Origin of the sequence: uncultured Maribacter sp. (assembly GCF_947500985.1) — a bacterium.
In the GTDB taxonomy this organism is placed as follows: Bacteria; Bacteroidota; Bacteroidia; order Flavobacteriales; family Flavobacteriaceae; genus Maribacter.
Map to the genome: position 1 here is coordinate 165,409 of NZ_CANMTX010000004.1, position 20,393 is coordinate 185,801.

A 20,393-nucleotide genomic window follows, 5' to 3' on the forward strand; every position below is an offset into this window, starting at 1 on the left:
GATAGTACTACGGATTAGTGAATCCGTAAATTACGGCGATCAATCCTACAACAAGACAGTAGATGGCAAAATACGAAAGCTTACTTTTTCGTACTAATTTAATCATCCATGTACAAGCGGCAAGACCGGCAAGAAAGGCAGCAATAAAACCTGCGCCCATTGCTACATTATTTTCTCCGTCGAAAGTTAAATCTCCGCTCATAAGGTCCTTAGCAATTTTACCAAAGATTAATGGTACTACCATTAAAAATGAAAATCTCGCAGCTTTTGATTTGTCTACACCTAAAAGAACAGAAGTAGAAATGGTAGCTCCACTACGAGAAATACCAGGTAACATTGCAATTGCTTGAGAGATACCAACAACAAAAGCATTTTTAAAACTTACCTTTTTTTCAGTATCCTTAGCTTTATCAGCGAAATATAGAAGTACTGCAGTAATGATCAGCATAAAGCCTACGAATCTAATATTGCCACCAAAAAAAGCTTCTAATTGCTCTTCAAAAAACAGACCTACGAATACGGCCGGAAGCATAGAGATGATAATTTTAGCAGAAAACTGACTTTCTTCGTTCCATTTAAATTGAAACAAGCCGCTTAGAATTTCCCAAATATCTTTTCTGAAAACTACAATTGTACTCAATGCGGTTGCAAAGTGTAGTACTACGGTAAATAATAAACTTTCTTCTTGAACAGAGTTGTCTCCTAAAATGGCTTTACCCAATTCTAAATGCCCACTTGATGAAACAGGTAAAAACTCGGTTAATCCTTGAATAATACCGAGAATAATAGCGTCTAAAGTATCCAATTAATCTTTCTTTTTGTGTGGGTTTAATAAAATGGCATAAATTTCTATACCTAAGCCAATAAGCACTAAAGTAGGTGCTAGTCTAATTCTTCTAAAATTATAAATTTCAGGGTTAAATACGTTGGGGTCATCGCTGCCGCCACCGCTCATTAAAATAAAACCTATCGCAATACATGCAAGACCAATGAACATGAACATGTAATTTTTCTTTTGAAAAATAAATTCTTGTTTAGCGTGCTGTTCCACTTTGTTGTTTTTACTCATGCCGCAAATTTAATAATATAATTCGTCCGTTCTAAGATTTAAGAAGCGTTGGGTCGCAAAATAGGTGCTAATGAACGAAATAAGTATTCCTAATAGAAAAACACTAACAAATAAAATGACTAAAATATAAGGTTCATCAAATAAACCTAAATCTTGAAAATTAGTGTTTACATAATACACGACACCACCAATAGCCAATAAAGCAATTGCAGCACCGATCATGCCTAGTTTAATATTTTGCCATATAAACGGCCTTCTAATGAAGGTCTTTGTCGCCCCAACCATTTGCATGGTTTTGATGATAAATCTTTTAGAATAGATAGATAAACGTATAGAACTATTTATTAATAATACAGCTATAAAGGTGAAAATAGCGCTGGCTACTAAGATCCAGAAACCAATCTGTTCAACGCTCTTGGCAACCATGCTCACTAGAACTCGGTCATAGCTTACTTCGTCTACAAAGCTCTTTTCTGAAAGGGTGTCGGCAATTTCTTCAACTTTCTCTGCGGTAACGAAATCTGCATTTAATTTGACGTCGATTGAGTTTTTAAGTGGATTATATCCTAAATAATCAACAAAATCCTCGCCAATATCCTCACTGTGCTGTTTTGCTGCCTCTTCTTTAGATACGTATGTAGAAGATTTGGTGTATTCAGACATTGCCAAGGTTTTTTGAAGCTGTTCAACTTCAATTTCCTTGGTATTTTCTTTTAAAAAGACAGAAATGGTGATTTGTTCTTTAGAACGATCTGCCATTTTTTTGGTGTTTAGAACCAGTAATCCTAAAATGCCCAGTAGAAATAAGACTAATGCAATACTTAGCACCACTGAAAAATAGGAGGAGATGAGTTTGCGTCTTTGATAATTTTCGAAGGAGTTCGCCATAGTGCTTAAAAGTGCAGTAAAAATAGCAAAGTATTGTTAAATGGGACTTAAAATAATCAAGCCTTAACGTTTTAAGCTAAAGTGTCCTTTAAATTGAGTGGAATCAGCTTCAATTAGATACCAATAATCATCTTCTGGTAATCGTTCTCCTTGAAAAGTACCGTCCCAAGAAGTAGTATTTGTATTCCCGAATTTGATGAGCTTGCCGTAGCGGTCAAAAATTGAAATCGTAACGGAATTAAAAACCTCTAATCCGTCAGGTTCAAAAACATCATTAAAAGAATCTCCGTTCGGAGTAAAGAATTTTTGAATGACCAGGTGGTAAAAATCTTCCGTTACAACACCGCAGTCTGTATTGTCTTGAACGTAAATAGTGTAAAATCCGCCTTCTACAGCTTCAAAAATAGGGCTAGTTTGAAATGAGACTCCATCTAAAGAATATTCGAAATTTCCATTGTTAGAAGTAGAGACAACTATTGATGGTCCGTCAGATACTATTTTATCAATTCTTGGTAAATCTATTTGTTCAACTGTAATGGTGCGTGTGGCCGAGCATCCATTGGTGTTAGTTACAATGACTTCGTATTCGCCAGGTTCGGTGACGTCTATTAATTGAGTGGTCGCACCTGTAGACCATTGGTAGGTAACATTCTCAACTTCGGCATCTAGCGTAGTAAAAGAATCTTCACAAAGAAAAGCATTAGAGTCATCAGGTATGATCGGTAATGGATTAACGGTCAGCGTAACTGCAGTTCTTGTGGTAGATGCACATTCAATTTCTGTTGAATTAGCTTCTGCATAATAGGTGCCGGCAATGCCGATTTCTAAGTTTCGATTATCAGATAAAATTAAATTTCCACCAGTAGCGGCATCATACCAATTAATGGAATATGAATTTTGCGTATTGACAGATAAAGTACCTATTTCGCCTTCACAGATGTTTAAATCTCCGTTACTTGTAGGAGCAGCGGGAATAGGTAGAACGGTAATGTCAAAAACATCGGATACCACGTTGCATAAATCGTTATTTACATTAACAATATCCTCTGCAATTTTTGTTCTAAAATAGGTAGTTGTAGTAACTGCCGGGGTATTTAGAATTGCGCTATTTTCACCAGGTATGTCTGTCCATATTTGTTGATCGGTACTTTGCTGCCATTGGTAGGCATGAGAACTGAAGACAGAGGAATCTGGTGTTGCAGTAAGCGTTCTAGATACTCCGCCTTGGTCTTCGCAAACCACCAAGCTGGCTTCATCTGCTGCGGTGGCGATGGTGACATTATCACCGCAAGATCGAAATAGAATATCGTCAATGGCCACATCATTTCCACATCCTCCATTACTGTTATTTCTCATTTTCAGAATAACCGATGTTTGTCCGGGTTCGGTTTTAAAAACTAAGGCATATTGTTCCCATACTGTAGTTCCTGTTCCTGGTATACTCCCTGTGTCTCCTTGCGAAAGTAAATTAGTGTCTGTTTCGTCCCAAATTTGAAATCGAACATTTACAGGTATACTATTACCTTCGCAACTGCCGGCGGGTTGTAGGTTAATAAGCCATGATGAAAACTCATAGGTGGTGTTTTCGCACAAGCCTGTAACTTGACGTTGATAAAATTCCCCGGCGGTAAAACTGGCGTTGACAATAAAAAGTTTTCCGTTGCTATCGCCAGGGGTGTGGTCTTGAATGGAAAGCCAGTCAAAATAGTTTGTGGTACTAGATATAGTATAATCGCCATCATTTGGTGTGCCAGTAGTAAATTGATATGAAGTAGTGCCTGCAGGTAATTCCGGTCCATCGGTAGTGCCGGATCCAAAATCTTCCGTAAAAATGGGGTCGCCAGAATTGCCACCACAAAAACCAAGCTGCGCTTGCAGTGTAGCAATACTACAGCAGGTCAGTACTAACGTGAGTAAAAAAAGTTTGGGGTTCATCATATCCAATCATTAAAGATATACTTTTTACCATGATTAATGAATATATCAATAATCAAGATAGATGCCTATTTTAAGATTGGTATTTTTACGAAAATTACAACCTAATTATATCAGATGTTTAATGTATTGGATTTAAAGATATCCAGACCCGGACTTTGGTTTCCTACCATTTGGATTTATTTAGTTCCTTTTGCAAACCAAGTAGATTATTGGCAGTCCATTGATTTTTGGCTTGGTTTGTTCTTTGTCACTTTCCCCTTAAATTATTTGGTTTATGGGCTTAACGATTTTAATGATATAAATGCTGATGCGGTAAATGATAGAAAAGGAAATTTTCTTTTTGGTGCTAAAGCTTCAAAGTCTCAGCTCAGGGGTGTGCTGACTAAAATTACTATTCTCACGTCTGTATTTGTAATTGCCTTTACCCTTATTTCTGGTTTGAAAATGTTCTTTTTACTACTGTTTATGGTGGTCGTAAACATCTTTTATAATTTTAAGCCGTTTAGAATAAAAGAAAGACCACCGTTCGAAATTCTAATTCAGGTTGGGTATGTGGTTACGGTGTTCTTTTCAACAGAGCTCAATAATTTAGATACACTACCATGGCAAACATTGGTGTATTTATCATTGTTTGCATTTCAAGCACATATTGCGGGCGAAATTATGGATATAGAGCCAGATTTAGCTTCGGGCAAGCGAACAACCGCTACATTGATAGGGCGTAAAAACTCAAAATTACTAATGCTCTTGATATTGGTGTGCGAATCTGTTTTGGTTTGGTATTGGTTTGAAGATGTGGTGTTGGCATCATTTCTTGGTCTCTTTTCTGCATTTATGGTATTAGATATTTTTGTGATATTTAAGGGCAGAGCATATACGTTGCCCGAAATGAAATTGTTTGGTTATCTCATTAACCTATCGGCATTGGCATCTATGCTTTGGGTGCTCTACAGTGGAAAATTATTGATGGTTTAACTCAAACAGTATCAATGATGTTATTCTTTCGCTTTTAGCAGAATAAACCTATTTTTGCGACTTACAGAAAAGAAGTAAAGATCATGCAATACAATTTCAACGAAATTGAAGCCAAATGGCAAAAATACTGGGCAGAACATCAAACATTTAAAGCAGAGAACGATTCTGAAAAAGAAAAGTTCTATGTGTTAGATATGTTTCCTTATCCTTCTGGTGCGGGGCTACATGTTGGGCATCCGTTAGGGTATATTGCAAGTGATATTTATGCGCGTTACAAAAGGCATAAAGGTTTTAATGTATTGCACCCACAAGGGTATGATTCTTTTGGTTTACCTGCAGAGCAATATGCAATACAAACAGGTCAGCATCCGGCAGTAACTACAGCTGCGAATATTAAAACTTATAGAAGACAACTAGACCAGTTAGGCTTTTCTTTTGATTGGAGTAGAGAGGTACGTACTTCTAGTCCGGAGTATTACAAGTGGACACAGTGGATATTCATTCAAATATTCAATTCGTGGTATAATAAAGATACCAATAAGGCAGAAGATATAGAAACCTTGATTTCTAAGTTTTCTTCGGATGGAAATATTAATGTAAATGCCGTATGTGACGATGATATAGAACCTTTTACAGCTGAAGAATGGACAGCATTTTCTGATGTTAAAAAACAAGAATTATTATTACAATATAGATTAACGTATTTGGCAGATACCGAAGTAAACTGGTGCCCTGCACTAGGTACGGTTTTGGCAAATGACGAAATAGTAAACGGAGTATCTGAGCGAGGTGGTCACCCAGTGGTTCGTAAAAAAATGACCCAGTGGAGTATGCGTATTTCTGCATATGCACAGCGTTTGTTAGATGGTTTGGCGAAAATCGATTGGCCACAACCGTTGAAAGATTCCCAGACAAATTGGATTGGTCGTTCTCAAGGAGCTTCAGCTGTTTTTAATGTGAAGGACCATGATGAGAAAATAGAAGTTTTTACCACTAGGACCGATACTATTTTTGGAGTTTCTTTTATGACTTTGGCGCCAGAGCATGAGATGGTTTCTAGAATAACGACTGCAGCGCAAAAAGCTGAGGTAGAAGCCTATATAGAAGCGACTGCAAAACGTTCTGAGCGTGATCGTATGGCAGATGTAAAAACCATCTCAGGTGCATTTACTGGTGCGTATGCTGAGCATCCTTTTACTAAAGAACCTATTCCGATCTGGATTGGTGATTATGTATTGGCTGGTTATGGCACAGGTGCTGTTATGTCCGTTCCATGTGGAGATCAGCGTGATTATGATTTTGCAAAGCACTTTAATATTGATATTCCTAATGTATTTGAAGGTGTAGATATTTCGGAGGAGGCATATGCAGATAAGGATAAAACGGTAATAGCTAATTCAGATTTCTTAAACGGATTACCATATAAGAAAGCTATGAAATTAGCGATATATGAGTTGGAGAAAATTGGACATGGCGAAGGAAAAATAAACTATCGTTTGCGCGATGCTGTTTTTAGTCGCCAAAGATATTGGGGAGAACCTTTCCCAGTATATTATGTAGACGGAATGCCACAAATGATTTCTCCAGAACATTTGCCGATTGCCTTGCCAGAGGTTGAAAAGTATTTACCAACAGAAACTGGCGAGCCACCTTTGGGTAATGCTGAGGTTTGGGCTTGGGATACTGTAGCAAATAAGGTTGTAAATAATAGTGAGATAAATAATACCACTGTATTTCCGTTGGAATTGAATACCATGCCAGGTTGGGCTGGTAGTTCTCAGTATTTTAATAGATACATGGATCCGCATAATAGCGAAGAAATATTCTCACAGAAAGCAATTAATTACTGGCAAGATGTAGATTTATATATAGGTGGTAGTGAGCATGCAACAGGTCACTTATTGTACTCTCGTTTCTGGCAAAAGTTCATGTTTGATAAAGGTTTGGTGCCTAAAGATGAATTTGCTAAAAAGCTTATTAATCAAGGGATGATTACGGGGACTAGTGCATTTGTTTACAGAGATGAAGATGGAAAAACTCTGGTATCTAAAGGTTTGATTGATGGTAGAAATGTAACTCCGATTCATGCGGACGTATCATTAGTTAATTCTTCGGATGAGCTAGATATTGAAGGGTTCAAAAATTGGTTGCCAGAGTATGCAGATGCCGAATTTATTTTAGAAGATGGGGAGTATACGGTAGGTCGCGAAGTCGAAAAAATGTCCAAGTCGAAATACAACGTCGTAAACCCCGACGCTATTTGTGAGGAGTACGGTGCAGATAGTTTGCGTTTGTATGAAATGTTCTTAGGTCCATTAGAGCAATCTAAACCTTGGAATACAGCTGGTATTACAGGTACACATTCTTTCTTAAAGAAATTATGGCGACAGTTTCATACAAGTGAGAACGCTTCCTTTTTGGTAAACGAAGAAGAGCCTTCAAAAGAATCTTGGAAGACATTGCACAAAACAATTAAGAAAGTAGAAGAAGATATAGAAAACTTCAGCTTCAATACATCGGTATCTACATTTATGATCTGTGTAAATGAACTTTCATCGCAGAAATGTTATAGTAGAAAAGTATTGGAGTCATTGGCTATTTTGGTATCGCCTTATGCACCACATATTGCAGAAGAACTTTGGAGTAAATTGGGTCATACAGAATCTATAGCTACGGCACCTTTTCCAAAATTCGAAGAAAAGTATTTGGTAGAGAGCAGTAAAGAATATCCTATTTCTTTCAATGGTAAAATGAAATTTACCTTAGAGCTTTCATTGACTTTATCTAAAGATGAAATAGAAGCTGCGGTAATGGCAAATGAAAAAACACAGCAACAGTTACAAGGTCGCGAACCTAAAAAGGTAATTGTTGTGCCCGGTAAAATTGTCAATATTGTAGGGTAATTAAGAGAAAATAGAAACAAGAAGAGGCGATGAAAATCGCCTCTTCTTGTTTCATGAATATTTTAGTACAGTTGTAAAATATAAAAATATGGACGGTATTGAAATCTTAGGTTTGGTCGCAGCTACCTTTACCACAGGGGCTTTTGTACCACAGGTATATAAGACCTGGAAAGAGAAATCTACCAAAGATATTTCTTTGACCATGTATACCGTTTTGTTGTTGGGAGCTTTAATGTGGTCTGTTTATGGCTTTTCATTACAAAGTTTACCTATCATCATTGCAAATCTAGCCACCGCAGTATTGCTTTTAATCATGATTATTTTAAAAATTAAACACAAATAGAGGTAGACCCCTTAATAATTAGGGGTCTGTCTATTGTAAATTCATAATTTTAGCAAACAACCCCTTCGTTTTGTCGATTTAATGTTTGATATATGCATAATTAGTATCAATTTTGCAGTGTAACATAAAATGATAAATCATGATTGTTGGTATTCCAAAAGAAATTAAGAACAATGAAAGCAGGGTCGGTATGACACCGGGCGGAGTTTTCGAATTGGTAAAGAATGGACACAAAGTATATGTTCAGTCAGAAGCTGGGGAAGGCAGTGGTTTTTTCAATCAAGATTATCAACAAGCAGGTGCTGTAATATTAGATACAATTGGTCAAGTTTACGCCATGAGCGAAATGATCGTAAAAGTAAAAGAGCCTATTGAAGAAGAATATAATTTAATTCAAGAAGGTCAAATACTTTTTACATACTTCCATTTTGCGTCTAGCGAAGTATTGACCAAAGCTATGATTAAGCAGAAGGCAATTTGTATAGCCTACGAGACGGTAGAAGATGAAGAAGGTACATTGCCGTTATTAACGCCAATGTCTGAAGTTGCCGGTAGAATGGCAATACAGCAAGGGGCTAAGTATTTAGAGAAGCCTGTGAAAGGTCGTGGTGTATTGTTAGGTGGGGTGCCAGGTGTGGCTCCCGGTAAAGTTTTAGTCTTAGGTGCAGGTGTCGTGGGTATTCAAGCTGCTAAAATGGCAGCAGGTTTAGGTGCTCACGTAACTATCTTAGATGTAAACATGAAGCGTTTGCGATATGCCAACGATGTAATGCCACCACATGTAGTTACCGAATTTTCAAATGAATTTAATATCAGAAGACTTATAAAAACACATGATCTTATTATTGGTGGTGTTTTATTGAAAGGAGCCAAGGCTCCGAATTTGATTACGAGAGACATGTTGAAAGAAATGAGACCTGGTACCGTAATCGTAGATGTTGCGGTGGATCAAGGCGGATGTGTAGAAACAACCAAGCCTACCACGCATGAAGACCCTATTTATATTATAGATGATGTTGTTCATTACTCGGTTGCAAATATGCCAGGTGCAGTACCTTATACATCAACTATGGCATTAACAAATGTGACACTGCCTTTTGCTTTGAAATTAGCAAATTTAGGATGGGAAGCGGCTTGTGAGAAAGATGCATCTTTAAATAAAGGATTGAATATTGTAAAAGGAAAAGTAGTGCTCCAAGAAATTATTGAAGCCTTTGGTTGGGAAGAAATAGTTGCTTAGATAATACATTTTGTCAGTATAATAGACCTCGCGAGTTCCGAAAAGGAATTTGGCGGGGTTTTTGCTTTTATTTAAATAGATTCTTAAAAAGTAAGGATCTTTAGTATATTTAAATTAATTAAAAGAAAATTATGTTTGGATTTGATATTGGATATATAGTAATAGCTGGAGTTTTTAGTCTTTTGAGCATGCTTGTGAGTAGTAAACTTAAGAGTAAATTTAAAAAGTACTCTAAAGTGCATTTGAGAAATGGATTGAGTGGTGCTGAGATAGCAGAGAAAATGTTAGCGGATCATGGTATTCGTGATGTGAAAGTTATTTCAACGCCTGGTATGTTAACAGATCATTACAATCCTGCTAATAAAACAGTAAATTTAAGTGAAGGGGTTTATGGTCAACATAATGCTTCGGCAGCAGCAGTAGCCGCTCATGAAGTTGGGCATGCTGTGCAACATGCAACTGCCTATAGTTGGTTGGGGATGCGTTCTAAATTGGTGCCAATTTTAAATGTAACCTCTAAATTTTCTATGTGGGTAATTATGGGGGGATTCATGTTAATGGGAACTACAGCTATTGGAGGTACTATAGCATGGGTTGGTGTAGGTTTATATGGAATAGGAACCTTGTTTAGTTTTGTAACACTTCCTGTGGAATATGATGCTAGTAATAGAGCATTAGCGTGGTTAAAGAATAAGAATATGCTTGCCCCAGACGAGTATGCGGGAGCGGAAGATGCTTTGAAATGGGCTGCACGTACGTATTTGGTTGCTGCAATTGGAGCTTTGGCAACGTTATTATATTTTGCTATGCGTGTAGCTAGTAGGGATTAAGCTTAAACCTTTATAAAAAATAAAAACCTTCCCATATGGGAAGGTTTTTTTCTATATACTTATTTGTCGATCAATCTGCTGTGCTAATGATATAAATGTTTCTGTTCTTGAAACCCCTTCAATGGCTTGTATTTCTTTATTCAATACCTGCATTAAATGCTCATTATCTCTACATAACACTTTTATAAGAATAGACCAGTTTCCTGTAGTATAATGGCATTCCAATACTTCCGGAATTTTCTCTAATTGTTTTACTGCCATCGGGTTGCTCATCGCTTTATCTAGATAAATCCCGATATATGCCATGGTAGTGTACCCTAATGACTTGGGATTGACAATAAATTTAGAGCCAGACAGAAGTCCTGATGCTTCTAGTTTTCTTAAACGTTGATGTATAGCTGCTCCAGATATTCCAATACTTCTCGCAATTTCAAGTACTGGTTTACGGGCGTCTTCCATTAGAAATCGCAAGATTTTTTTATCGATTCCATCAATTTTAGCCAAAGAAGTAGGTGTTGTCATGTTTTGTCAAATCAATAACCTCGATTCAAGGATGCGAGGTATGTTTGTGAATATATTTATTATTTCAAGGCAAGCCTTGGGTAATTAAACCCTCAATGAGGGATTAAAACATAAATGTACTTATTTGGTTTCAATATGATAGTTAAAAAGCGCTAGTTGACAACAGAATTCGGATTATAGCCTAAATAAGGTATTTCGTATTCTTTAAAATTGACTCCGTAATCTTCAAGTTCCTTTAATATAGGTTCGTACACTTCTTTGGTAATAGGTATCTGTACGCCTGGGGTAGTAATATCACCGTTCAATATTTTTAATGCTGCCATAGCTACGGGTAAACCTACTGTTTTTGCCATAGCCGTAAACGTTTGGTTTTCGCCTGTAACTACTAGTTTAGAGTCTATTTGTTTCTTTTCGCCGTTTAATTCGTAACCAAATTTATGATACATAACAATCATATCTTTCTCTTCGGCTTTAAGCGTCCAGCTATCTTCAAGAATTTTTTGAAGTGCTTGTGCTGGCGTGGCGTTTGGTATACCTATTAGTTTGGTCTGGTCAAAAATGTTCAGTTCCAATAATTTATCCCAACGGATATCATCTTGATCCAATTTCAGGTAATGCCTAAGTTTCAATTCCACAGAATCGGTTGGGGAATAAGGAAGGAAAAGATTAATAAATTGGCGATAACTCATTTTTTCAGAGTTTTCGATGGCATACGTATCATCTGTAGCTCCCAATTGAATGAACATATTCCATGCTTTCGAAAATCCTACACGACGCATGGTACCTCTGTATATGGTTAGGGCATCTTGTAATTGATAGGCTTCTCTATAGTTTAAAGAATCTCGATTGGCATATCCTTCAAAACGACCATATCCTTCAATTTCAAAAAATTCGGTACGTCTAAACAAACGGTGGTAAGGTATGTATTTATAGGTGCCTTCTTGTATGAATTTAGCAGTACCACCTTGACCTGCAAGAACGACGTTTCTTGGATTCCAAGTAAATTTATAATTCCAAAGGTTGTTGTCGTATTCAGGGGCAACAAGTCCACCACAGAAAGATTCGAACAAAATTATGTTACCGCCTTTATCGCGAATACGATCAATTACCTGCATAGCGCTCATATGGTCAACGCCAGGATCTAGCCCTATTTCGTTCATGAATACGAGTCCTGCTTCCTTAACTTCTTTATTAAGAGCCAATAATTCTGGACTTACGTAAGAGGCTGTAACCAAATGCTTTTTATGGCGAACACAATCTTCTGCAACCTTAATATGAAAACGGGCAGGAAGCATAGAGATAACGATGTCTGAGTTTTCAATAGCTTTTTGCCTTGTCATTTCTTCAAAAATATCGAGTTTTATAACGTTGCAATGTTTGTGATTGGCAATCGAAGGGGAAATTGCGGCAGGATTGATATCACCAATAGTAATCTCTAAATTTTCGGTTTCAGATTTACCTAAAAGATAATCTAATAAGTAAGAGGTTGATTTACCTGCGCCTATAACAAGAATTTTTCGCATCATACGATTTCAGTATTTTTGATTACTAACGATTTACTAAGGTATCAAATTGTTACATTTATAAAGAAAGTTATATAAAAAGTTATGAAAAAAACAATTTTAGGTACAGCGTGCTTGTTTGGAATGCTGGCGGTTGTGCTAGGTGCATTTGGTGCACACGGGTTAAAAAAAATAGTTGATATACAGGCAGTAGCCACATTTGAAACGGGGGTGCGCTACCAAATGTACCATGCATTTTTTCTATTTGCACTTGGGTTGTTGCCCACTGGGCTATTGAAGTCTAAAAAAACGATTTATATCTGTACGGTGGTTGGTGTCGTGCTATTCTCCTTTTCTATTTACCTGTTGGCATTGAATTCTTTAGTAGCATTCGATTTTAAAGTATTGGGTATTATTACCCCCATTGGTGGTTTATTTTTAATTGCAGCTTGGGCAATGATGGGCTTCGGAATTATGAAATCTAAAATTGAGAATTAAATAGCGTATTTTCATGCTATAATGGCAATTGTATGAGTAAAACTAAATTATTAGGACTAGTCTTAGGTCCGCTTTCATTTATACTAATTCATTTCTTTTTTCATCCAGTCGGACTTTCAGAACAAGCCAATGCAGTATTAGCTTCTACAATTTGGATTGCCATTTGGTGGATTACCGAGGCGATACCTATTGCAGTAACAGCATTGTTGCCATTAGTGCTGTTTCCACTTTCTGGTGGGTTAGATTTATCATCCACTTCTGGTTCATTTGGTCACAAGTATGTATTTCTATATATGGGAGGATTCATAATTGCCATTGCTATAGAAAAATGGAATTTACATAGAAGAATAGCTTTAAATATCATCAATTTCATTGGGTCAGATGTTCGAAAGATAATTCTTGGCTTTATGATGGCAACTGCATTTTTATCGATGTGGATATCTAATACGGCAACCGCTGTAATGATGTTGCCTATTGGTTTGGCGATAATTAAACAATTAGAAGATAATCCTGATACGGTAGAAGATGAAAATCAAACTTTTGGTAAGTCGTTAATGTTGGCAATCGCCTATAGTGCATCAATTGGTGGTTTGGCTACTTTGATCGGTACGCCTCCAAATTTAGTCTTAGCAGGTGTAGTATTAGATACGTATGGTTATGAAATAACCTTTATACAATGGTTCGCGTTCGGCTTGCCAATATCTATTATTCTAATTTTTATATGTTGGAAATATTTAACCAAATATGCCTTTCAGTTTAAGCAAAAATCTTTTCCTGGAGGAAAACAAGAAATACAACGCTTATTGTCCAATCTTGGTAAAATATCATATGAAGAAAAAGTAGTGGCATTTGTATTTGCATTAACGGCGTTCTGCTGGATCACGCGCTCGTTTCTATTACAGAAAATATTATCTGGTTTAGATGATACTATTATAGCTATATTTTTTGCGATTGTATTGTTCTTGATTCCTTCAAAGAAAAAAGGAGAGCAGCTTATAAATTGGGAGGAAGCTGTAAAAATGCCGTGGGGTATCATACTTCTATTTGGTGGCGGTATGGCTTTGGCAAAAGGTTTTGAGGTAAGTGGCTTGGCGGTTTGGATTGGTGGTCAGATGACAACATTAGCTGGTTTACCGATAATAGTTTTGATATTAGTATTAATAGCAGCGGTAAACTTCTTAACAGAAATAACATCAAACTTAGCAACAACGGCAATGTTATTGCCGGTTTTGGCGCCAATGGCGTTGACAATAGATGTACACCCATTTGTATTAATGGTGGGTGCAGCGGTCGCCGCATCATGTGCTTTTATGTTGCCGGTAGCCACACCACCAAATGCTGTAGTTTTTGGTTCTGGTTACTTGAGAATTCCTGATATGGTGAGCAAAGGATTCTTTATGAATATTATTTCTATCATTATATTAACCTTTTTCGTATATTTTGTACTGCCAGAGTTATGGGATATTTCAATAAATAGTTTCCCTAACAAATTTAAATAAATGAAGCTATTACTTATACCAGATAAATTTAAAGGATCGCTAACCAGTGAAGCTTTTACAAAGGCTTTTATTTCGGGTGTGGAGAAATCGGGTATTTCTTTTACTTCTCATTTCATAAAAGCATCAGATGGTGGTGATGGTTTCATGAATGCCGTGGCAAGCTATAGACCATGCATTGCTATGCAGGTAATTAGTGAAAATCCGTTAGGCAAGTTAATTCAATCGTACTATCTGTATAATCAGCAAACTAATTCTGCATACATAGAATTAGCAAATACTTCGGGTATGGAGTTGTTGAAGCCAGAAGAACGAAACCCCATGTTAACTTCTACATATGGTACAGGTTTACAGATCAAAGATGCCGTAGAAAAAGGTGTTGAACATATTTATATAGGTCTAGGTGGTAGTGCAACCAATGACGGTGGTATTGGCATTGCACAGGCCTTGGGCTATATCTTCTTAAATGATAAAGGGCAAGAGTTGGCAGCTATAGGGTCTAGCTTACAATTAATACATAGTATCGATGACTCGGCTGTTTCTGATAAGGTGAAGCGGACAAATTTTTATGCGGTAAATGATGTTACCAATCCGTTATTCGGTGAGAATGGAGCATCTTATGTATACGCCAAACAAAAGGGAGCTACAGATGTTATTATTGAAGATTTAGATAAAGGGCTTAGAAATTTAGATGTCGTGGTGTCAGAAAAGTATAACGTGAATAACGGAGAATTACCAGGGGCAGGTGCAGCGGGAGGAACAGCCTTTGGGTTAAAATCTTTTTTTGATGCAGAAATGTTAGGCGGAATAGATTTCATTTTAGAATTATCTGATGTACATAAATTATTGGCTCGAGAGAAATTTGATTATATCATTACAGGTGAAGGTAAAATTGATGAGCAAACATTAAATGGTAAATTACTACAAGGGATACTTAATTTGGGTAAAAGATACCATCTGCCTGTAATTGCTATTTGTGGAACATTAGAAATTTCTAAAGAGGCATTGCTGGAGAGAGGAATTTTTGATGTATTTGAAATTCAAGATGACAGTAAGGATCTTGATTATAATATGAAGCACGCAGCACTGCTTTTAGCTACAAAAACAGCTGATTATTTCAATATAAAGTAAAAATAAGGGTTTAAAAAAATAGGTTGTTTTTTATTCATTTCTTAAAATTATACACTCAAAATAGCAATAATGTATTTAAAATACGTTAATGCTTTATAATGTGTATTAAAAGAGATAAAGTGTCTGCGAATATTTTTCATTTACAATGATTCTTTAATTGAATTCGTATTTCGACGAGAAATGGCGCTAATTGAGCTCTGAAAATCAGTTGTTCAGCTTTTATTTTTTTAGTTTTACACGAACAAATTTTCTAAAGCATGAAAAGCTCAACCACAAATGCGAATATTATATCCCTTAAAAATTACGGGATTACACACGCCAATTTTCATTATCAGGAAACACCAGAAGAACTTCAGAAAGCCACTCTAGAAATGGATATGGGAGTTGAAACCAGCAATGGAACACTTGCGGTAAATACTGGGGAATTTACAGGTAGATCCCCTAAAGATAGATTTATTGTAAAAGATGATATCACAAAAGACAAAGTCTGGTGGGGCGACATTAATATTCCGTTTGAAAAGGAAAAATTTGATGCATTATACACTAAGGTTATTTCTTATTTAAACGAAAAAGAACTTTTTGTTAGAGATAGTTATGCGTGTGCAGATGAAGATTATAAACTGAACATTAGGGTTGTCAATGAGTATCCTTGGTCAAATATGTTCGCTTATAATATGTTTTTGCGCCCTACGAAGGAAGAGTTAAAAGATTTCACTCCTGAGTGGACGGTAATCAACGCACCGGGCTTTATGGCTGATGCAGAGGTAGACGGTACAAGGCAGCATAATTTTGCAATCTTAAATTTTACCGATAAAATAGCATTAATTGGAGGAACAGGGTATACAGGGGAAATCAAAAAAGGAATTTTCTCTGCCTTAAACTTTATTTTACCAGTATACAAAGAAACTTTACCAATGCACTGTTCATCTAATGTAGGTGAAGATGGTGATACCGCAATCTTTTTCGGATTATCAGGAACAGGGAAAACAACCTTGTCAACAGATCCTAATAGAAAATTAATAGGTGATGACGAGCATGGTTGGACAAGTAGAAACACCGTTTTCAATTTTGAAGGTGGTTGTTATGCGAAGGTTATCAATTTATCTGAAGAGCAAGAGCCAGAAATTTACGGCGCTATTAAGCCAGGAGCAATATTAGAAAATGTTGTATTAAATGATAAGGGCAATGTAGATTTTGCCGACACTTCAATTACACAAAATACAAGAGTTAGTTACCCAATTCACCATATTGATAACATTCAACAACCATCTATTGGTAAGAATGTAAAGAATATATTCTTTTTAACTGCCGATGCATTTGGTGTGCTGCCTCCAATATCAAAGCTTACTCCTAGTCAGGCTGCGTATCACTTTATTTCTGGTTATACTGCTAAGGTTGCAGGTACAGAAGCAGGTGTTGTAGAGCCGGTACCATCATTTTCTGCATGTTTTGGTGCGCCATTTATGCCATTGCACCCAACAAAATATGCTGAAATGTTGAGTAAGAAAATGAAAGAATCTGGTGTAGATGTATGGCTTGTAAATACAGGCTGGACAGGTGGACCTTACGGAATCGGAACTCGAATGAAATTAAAGTATACAAGAGCAATGATTACAGCAGCCTTAAACGGTGATCTTGGTTTGTATTCTTATGATAAGTACCATATTCACTCTGTATTCGGTGTTGCACAACCTAGAGAGTGTCCTGGTGTGCCAACGTCAGTATTGAGTCCGAGAGCAACTTGGAACGATGATGAAAAATATTACACCACTGCATTTAAATTGACAAATGCCTTTAGAGAAAACTTTAAAAAATTTGAAAGTTATGCCAGTGAAGAAATAAGAAGAGGCGGACCACAACGGTACGCATTTTAAGACAATAAAAAAGCCTTGCAATGCAAGGCTTTTTTTATATAAAGTTATTTGAGCATATTATTTATTTACACTCATAATATATTTCTGTAATGCCATCGTCATAGATGGTGTCTCAGGTGTAGGCGCTTTAATATCTATACGCAAGCCAGCATCTGTTGCTGCATCTACCGTAGAGTTACCGAAAACAGCTATTCTAGTTTCCTTTTGATCGAAATCTGGAAAATTCTGTAATAAGGATTCAATACCAGACGGACTAAAAAATACCAAAATGTCATAATATACATTTCTTAGGTCAGAAAGGTCACTAATTACAGTTTTGTAAAAAATGGCTCTTTTCCAATTGATACTTAAAGAATCTAAGGTGTCAGGTACATCTTGTTTAAGTACATCTGAAGAAGGAAGTAAGAATTTTTCATCCTTATATTTCTTGATCAATGGTACTAAATCTGTAAATAATCTTTTTCCAACGTAAATTTTACGTTTTCTGTAGACGACGTATTTTTGAAGGTAATAGGCTACCGCTTCAGATTGGCAGAAATACTTCATAGAATCTGGCACTTTAAAGCGCATTTCTTCTGCGATTCTAAAGAAGTGGTCTACTGCGTTTCTGCTTGTTAATATAATCGCGGTAAAATCATTCAAATCTATCTTTTGCTGTCGCACTGTTTTTGCGTCAACTCCTTCTACATGAATGAATGGTCTAAAATCAACCTTTACTTTCTCTTTGTCAATAAGCTTGGAATAGGGGGAGTTTTCCATTTTCGGCTCAGGTTGAGAGACCAAAATCGTTTTTACTTTCATATGCTGCACTATTTTAGAAAGCTTCCCATAATAACTAAGGGTGCAATTTCGAGTGCGCAAAGGTACAAAATAAAATAGAAAAAATAGGTGCTAATAAATTTTTGATAATTCCTGAGTACTGTTACCCAACCAATTATATTAATAACGAAAAACATAATTAGGGCAATAATAATTACGATTTGTGAGTCAATAAAAACATAGGATAAAAATATATTAGCAATGAAAAGAATAATACCTGCATAGTTCAGGTAGGTTAGTTTCTTAAAAATCAACTCATTAAAGGTGGTGTAAGAATTAAATATGAATGCGTTGAATAGTTGCACCATTGTTTTCGCAGATATAAATAAGAAAACACCTGCAAGAAGTAAAGGAAAAATATAGGGGTTTTTTGCTTCTATAGGATTTAAATATGAACGCCAAATAAAAAAAATAAATAAGGTAGTATTTATGATTTGAAACACGCTCATTTGAAAATGAAACCAATTAAACAGTTTTTCTTTCTTCGTATACATTGTAATATACTTATTGCTAAAAGGAAGAATAATGAAGTTTAAAAAGCGGGTATAATAGATGCTTTTTGCAATTAATGGAAACAACAGACTAACCATAAGTGTTATGGTGATCCAATCAGTTTGCTCAAAAGTTCTTGCAATAGGTTCCATTATTTAACAGGAATTGCTTTTCCGTTTAGACCGTATAAAAGATCGTTCTCAGAAATAACTACCCTAAAGTAACCAATGTTTTCCTTTTTTGTTTTAGGCAGTTGAAATATAAAATTAGTAGTGTCTTGTTGTTTTAAGAATGTGATACCGGTTTGGATAGATTCTGGTGTCATTTGCAGCGTCTCTAAAGGGCTTTTATAGTTGTCCATATACGTTACTGCAAATTTCAGTTTTTTAAGGTCTATATCCTCTTGATACGGATTGTAGATTTTAAGGTCAATATTTTTTTCAATATTCAAAGCAACCGGAGTGTCTTCAACAATACAATCTAGTTTTCGGTACGATTGAAAGTTCGTAATGTATTTGCCCTTGTACAAACCACCGTCTTCTCTTGTATAGGTGAACGTTGGGTTGTTTAAATATTTAGAAACGTATGCGACATCTTTACCACGTACTTGTTCTTCAGAGTCGTTTATAGAATATTGATTTTTTCGATACATGAAATTATTCAAAGAAAAGGTCGGTTTTGCATTGGTGTAAAAAGAATACATTGGTGCATTTCTGTAGGAGTTTTCGAATACCACAGGTATATTGCCAACTTCCTCTTCAATAGCCTTTGCCCACTCTTTATTACCATGACTTTCGTAATAGAAATTAAAAAGTAGCGGCTGGTAGACAAGTCCCATTCTTAAATAAATAATTAGAACGGTATTGATGAGTCCTAATCTAAAAATCCAGGTTAAGGCTTGCTTGTTTTGTAGCATGTAGTTAAATGCGATAATCACCAATGGTATGCAAACAATAATAATCCATTGTGTTTGAACCCTTCTGTTGAAACTAGAGACAAAAAAGAAAATAAGTACACCGTAAGTAAGATAAATAAGAGCCTTATTGAATAGGTCATTTCCTTTAGTTTTAAACAGTGCCTTATAGATAAACGGAAAGGTTAAACCGAATATGGCAACCAAATTCACAATGAAACCTAGGGTATATTTTTTAAAACTATATGCACCGTTAGGGCGTTCATATAAATGATATTTTATAGATACAAAGTCATTTTCGTATAACCAATAAAAATGAGGGGCATAGCAAAACAAAGCAACTACTACGGCCAGCCAAGCATATTTGTTGGTGGTAAGTTTAAGGTTGGACAGTAGTACAAAGAATATGACCAGTACGGCATGGTACTTACTGTACATTAAGGCGGCCATAAATATACCCAACATTATAGCTAAAGTTGCGGTTGGTTTTTTAATAAAATACTTGTATGTCAGTAAAAAGCAACTCGTAAAAAATAACAACGGTGTATCTGGTAATGTAAAAAAGCCATAAGCATTTAGTAGCGTCATCGAAAAAACCAGTACAAAGAAATGTTTGATGTATTCGTTCTTTTTTGGATTGTCTATCATCAACCAAAGAAGAATAATATTGATGGCAGATAGCACGCAGCTCATGAAACGAACACCGAGTTCATCATCAAAAAAGACGCTACTAATTTTCACTAACAGTGCCACCATCGGTGGGTGGTCAAAATAACCCCAAGCCATGTTCTGACTATAATACCAGTAATAGGCTTCATCAAAAATGAGTTGCGTAAAACTAGATTGTATAAGGTTTAGAATGAATATAACAGCTAAAAAAAAGTAAAACTGCTTCGGAATTTTAGTCAACATTTGCATAGGTTACTAAATGGCAAAATTACAAATTTAAGGTTAGCTACC

At 36.1% G+C, this 20,393-nt stretch carries 18 protein-coding genes; 9 read left to right on the forward strand and 9 right to left on the reverse strand.

Annotated features, from left to right (window positions below):
* Positions 1-7 precede the first annotated feature (7 nt).
* The 4 genes from Q0871_RS10125 to Q0871_RS10140 form a co-directional block, all read right to left on the reverse strand.
* Positions 8-805, reverse strand: coding sequence for an undecaprenyl-diphosphate phosphatase (locus Q0871_RS10125; RefSeq protein ID WP_299321905.1), 798 nt, complete (start codon positions 803-805; stop codon positions 8-10).
* Positions 806-1,069 carry a DUF3098 domain-containing protein gene (locus Q0871_RS10130; protein ID WP_073240777.1) on the reverse strand — a complete coding sequence of 88 codons (264 nt, stop codon included), beginning with the start codon at positions 1,067-1,069 and terminating at the stop codon, positions 806-808.
* Positions 1,070-1,078: 9 nt separating this feature from the next.
* Entirely contained in the window at positions 1,079-1,957 is an 879-nt protein-coding gene (locus tag Q0871_RS10135; RefSeq protein ID WP_036157076.1) for an ABC transporter permease, read from the reverse strand.
* A gap of 63 nt (positions 1,958-2,020) precedes the next feature.
* On the reverse strand, positions 2,021-3,895 hold the full coding sequence (locus tag Q0871_RS10140) for a T9SS type B sorting domain-containing protein (RefSeq protein WP_299321920.1): 1,875 nt from the start codon (positions 3,893-3,895) through the stop codon (positions 2,021-2,023).
* Between the two features lie 114 nt (positions 3,896-4,009).
* Between Q0871_RS10140 and Q0871_RS10145 the strand changes: the two genes are divergently transcribed.
* From Q0871_RS10145 to Q0871_RS10165, 5 genes are all read left to right on the forward strand, one after another.
* Positions 4,010-4,870, forward strand: a complete 861-nt coding sequence (locus Q0871_RS10145) for a UbiA family prenyltransferase (RefSeq protein ID WP_299321925.1) — start codon at positions 4,010-4,012, stop codon at positions 4,868-4,870.
* A gap of 83 nt (positions 4,871-4,953) precedes the next feature.
* Positions 4,954-7,773, forward strand: coding sequence for a leucine--tRNA ligase (leuS, locus tag Q0871_RS10150; protein WP_299321928.1), 2,820 nt, complete (start codon positions 4,954-4,956; stop codon positions 7,771-7,773).
* 88 nt (positions 7,774-7,861) lie between these two features.
* The gene (locus Q0871_RS10155) at positions 7,862-8,116 is read left to right on the forward strand and encodes a SemiSWEET family sugar transporter (protein WP_299321930.1); all 255 of its coding nucleotides are present in this window, start codon (positions 7,862-7,864) and stop codon (positions 8,114-8,116) included.
* Between the two features lie 139 nt (positions 8,117-8,255).
* Positions 8,256-9,356, forward strand: a complete 1,101-nt coding sequence (gene ald / locus Q0871_RS10160; protein WP_299321936.1) for an alanine dehydrogenase — start codon at positions 8,256-8,258, stop codon at positions 9,354-9,356.
* A 131-nt stretch (positions 9,357-9,487) separates the two neighbouring features.
* Positions 9,488-10,186: a zinc metallopeptidase gene (locus Q0871_RS10165; protein ID WP_299321939.1), complete on the forward strand. Its 699-nt coding sequence runs from the start codon at positions 9,488-9,490 to the stop codon at positions 10,184-10,186.
* A gap of 51 nt (positions 10,187-10,237) precedes the next feature.
* Here the strand turns inward: Q0871_RS10165 and Q0871_RS10170 are convergent, their stop codons facing one another.
* Complete coding sequence (locus Q0871_RS10170; RefSeq protein WP_299321944.1) at positions 10,238-10,708, reverse strand: Lrp/AsnC ligand binding domain-containing protein; 471 nt, start codon at positions 10,706-10,708, stop codon at positions 10,238-10,240.
* Positions 10,709-10,860: 152 nt separating this feature from the next.
* Positions 10,861-12,234, reverse strand: a complete 1,374-nt coding sequence (locus Q0871_RS10175) for a saccharopine dehydrogenase family protein (protein ID WP_299321948.1) — start codon at positions 12,232-12,234, stop codon at positions 10,861-10,863.
* Between the two features lie 81 nt (positions 12,235-12,315).
* Between Q0871_RS10175 and Q0871_RS10180 the strand changes: the two genes are divergently transcribed.
* The 4 genes from Q0871_RS10180 (at position 12,316) to pckA (ending at position 17,209) form a co-directional block, all read left to right on the forward strand.
* Positions 12,316-12,708 (forward strand): DUF423 domain-containing protein, encoded by a 393-nt coding sequence (locus tag Q0871_RS10180; protein ID WP_299321951.1) that lies wholly within the window; start codon positions 12,316-12,318, stop codon positions 12,706-12,708.
* Positions 12,709-12,740: 32 nt separating this feature from the next.
* Positions 12,741-14,207, forward strand: coding sequence for a DASS family sodium-coupled anion symporter (locus Q0871_RS10185; protein ID WP_299321955.1), 1,467 nt, complete (start codon positions 12,741-12,743; stop codon positions 14,205-14,207).
* The gene (locus Q0871_RS10190; protein WP_299321958.1) at positions 14,208-15,335 is read left to right on the forward strand and encodes a glycerate kinase; all 1,128 of its coding nucleotides are present in this window, start codon (positions 14,208-14,210) and stop codon (positions 15,333-15,335) included.
* Positions 15,336-15,592: 257 nt separating this feature from the next.
* Entirely contained in the window at positions 15,593-17,209 is a 1,617-nt protein-coding gene (gene pckA / locus Q0871_RS10195) for a phosphoenolpyruvate carboxykinase (ATP) (RefSeq protein WP_299321963.1), read from the forward strand.
* Positions 17,210-17,266: 57 nt separating this feature from the next.
* On the opposite strand, the gene Q0871_RS10200 is transcribed toward pckA, so the two are convergent.
* Genes Q0871_RS10200 through Q0871_RS10210 form a run of 3 tightly spaced genes read right to left on the reverse strand, consistent with a single transcriptional unit; the run spans position 17,267 to position 20,345 of the window.
* Entirely contained in the window at positions 17,267-18,010 is a 744-nt protein-coding gene (locus tag Q0871_RS10200) for a uroporphyrinogen-III synthase (RefSeq protein ID WP_299321966.1), read from the reverse strand.
* Positions 18,011-18,018: 8 nt separating this feature from the next.
* Positions 18,019-18,672 carry a DUF4271 domain-containing protein gene (locus Q0871_RS10205; protein WP_367275140.1) on the reverse strand — a complete coding sequence of 218 codons (654 nt, stop codon included), beginning with the start codon at positions 18,670-18,672 and terminating at the stop codon, positions 18,019-18,021.
* A complete protein-coding gene (locus Q0871_RS10210; protein ID WP_299321970.1) occupies positions 18,672-20,345 on the reverse strand; it encodes a glycosyltransferase family 39 protein in 1,674 nt (557 codons plus the stop codon). The genes Q0871_RS10205 and Q0871_RS10210 overlap by 1 nt, the downstream gene beginning before the upstream one ends.
* Positions 20,346-20,393 lie beyond the last annotated feature (48 nt).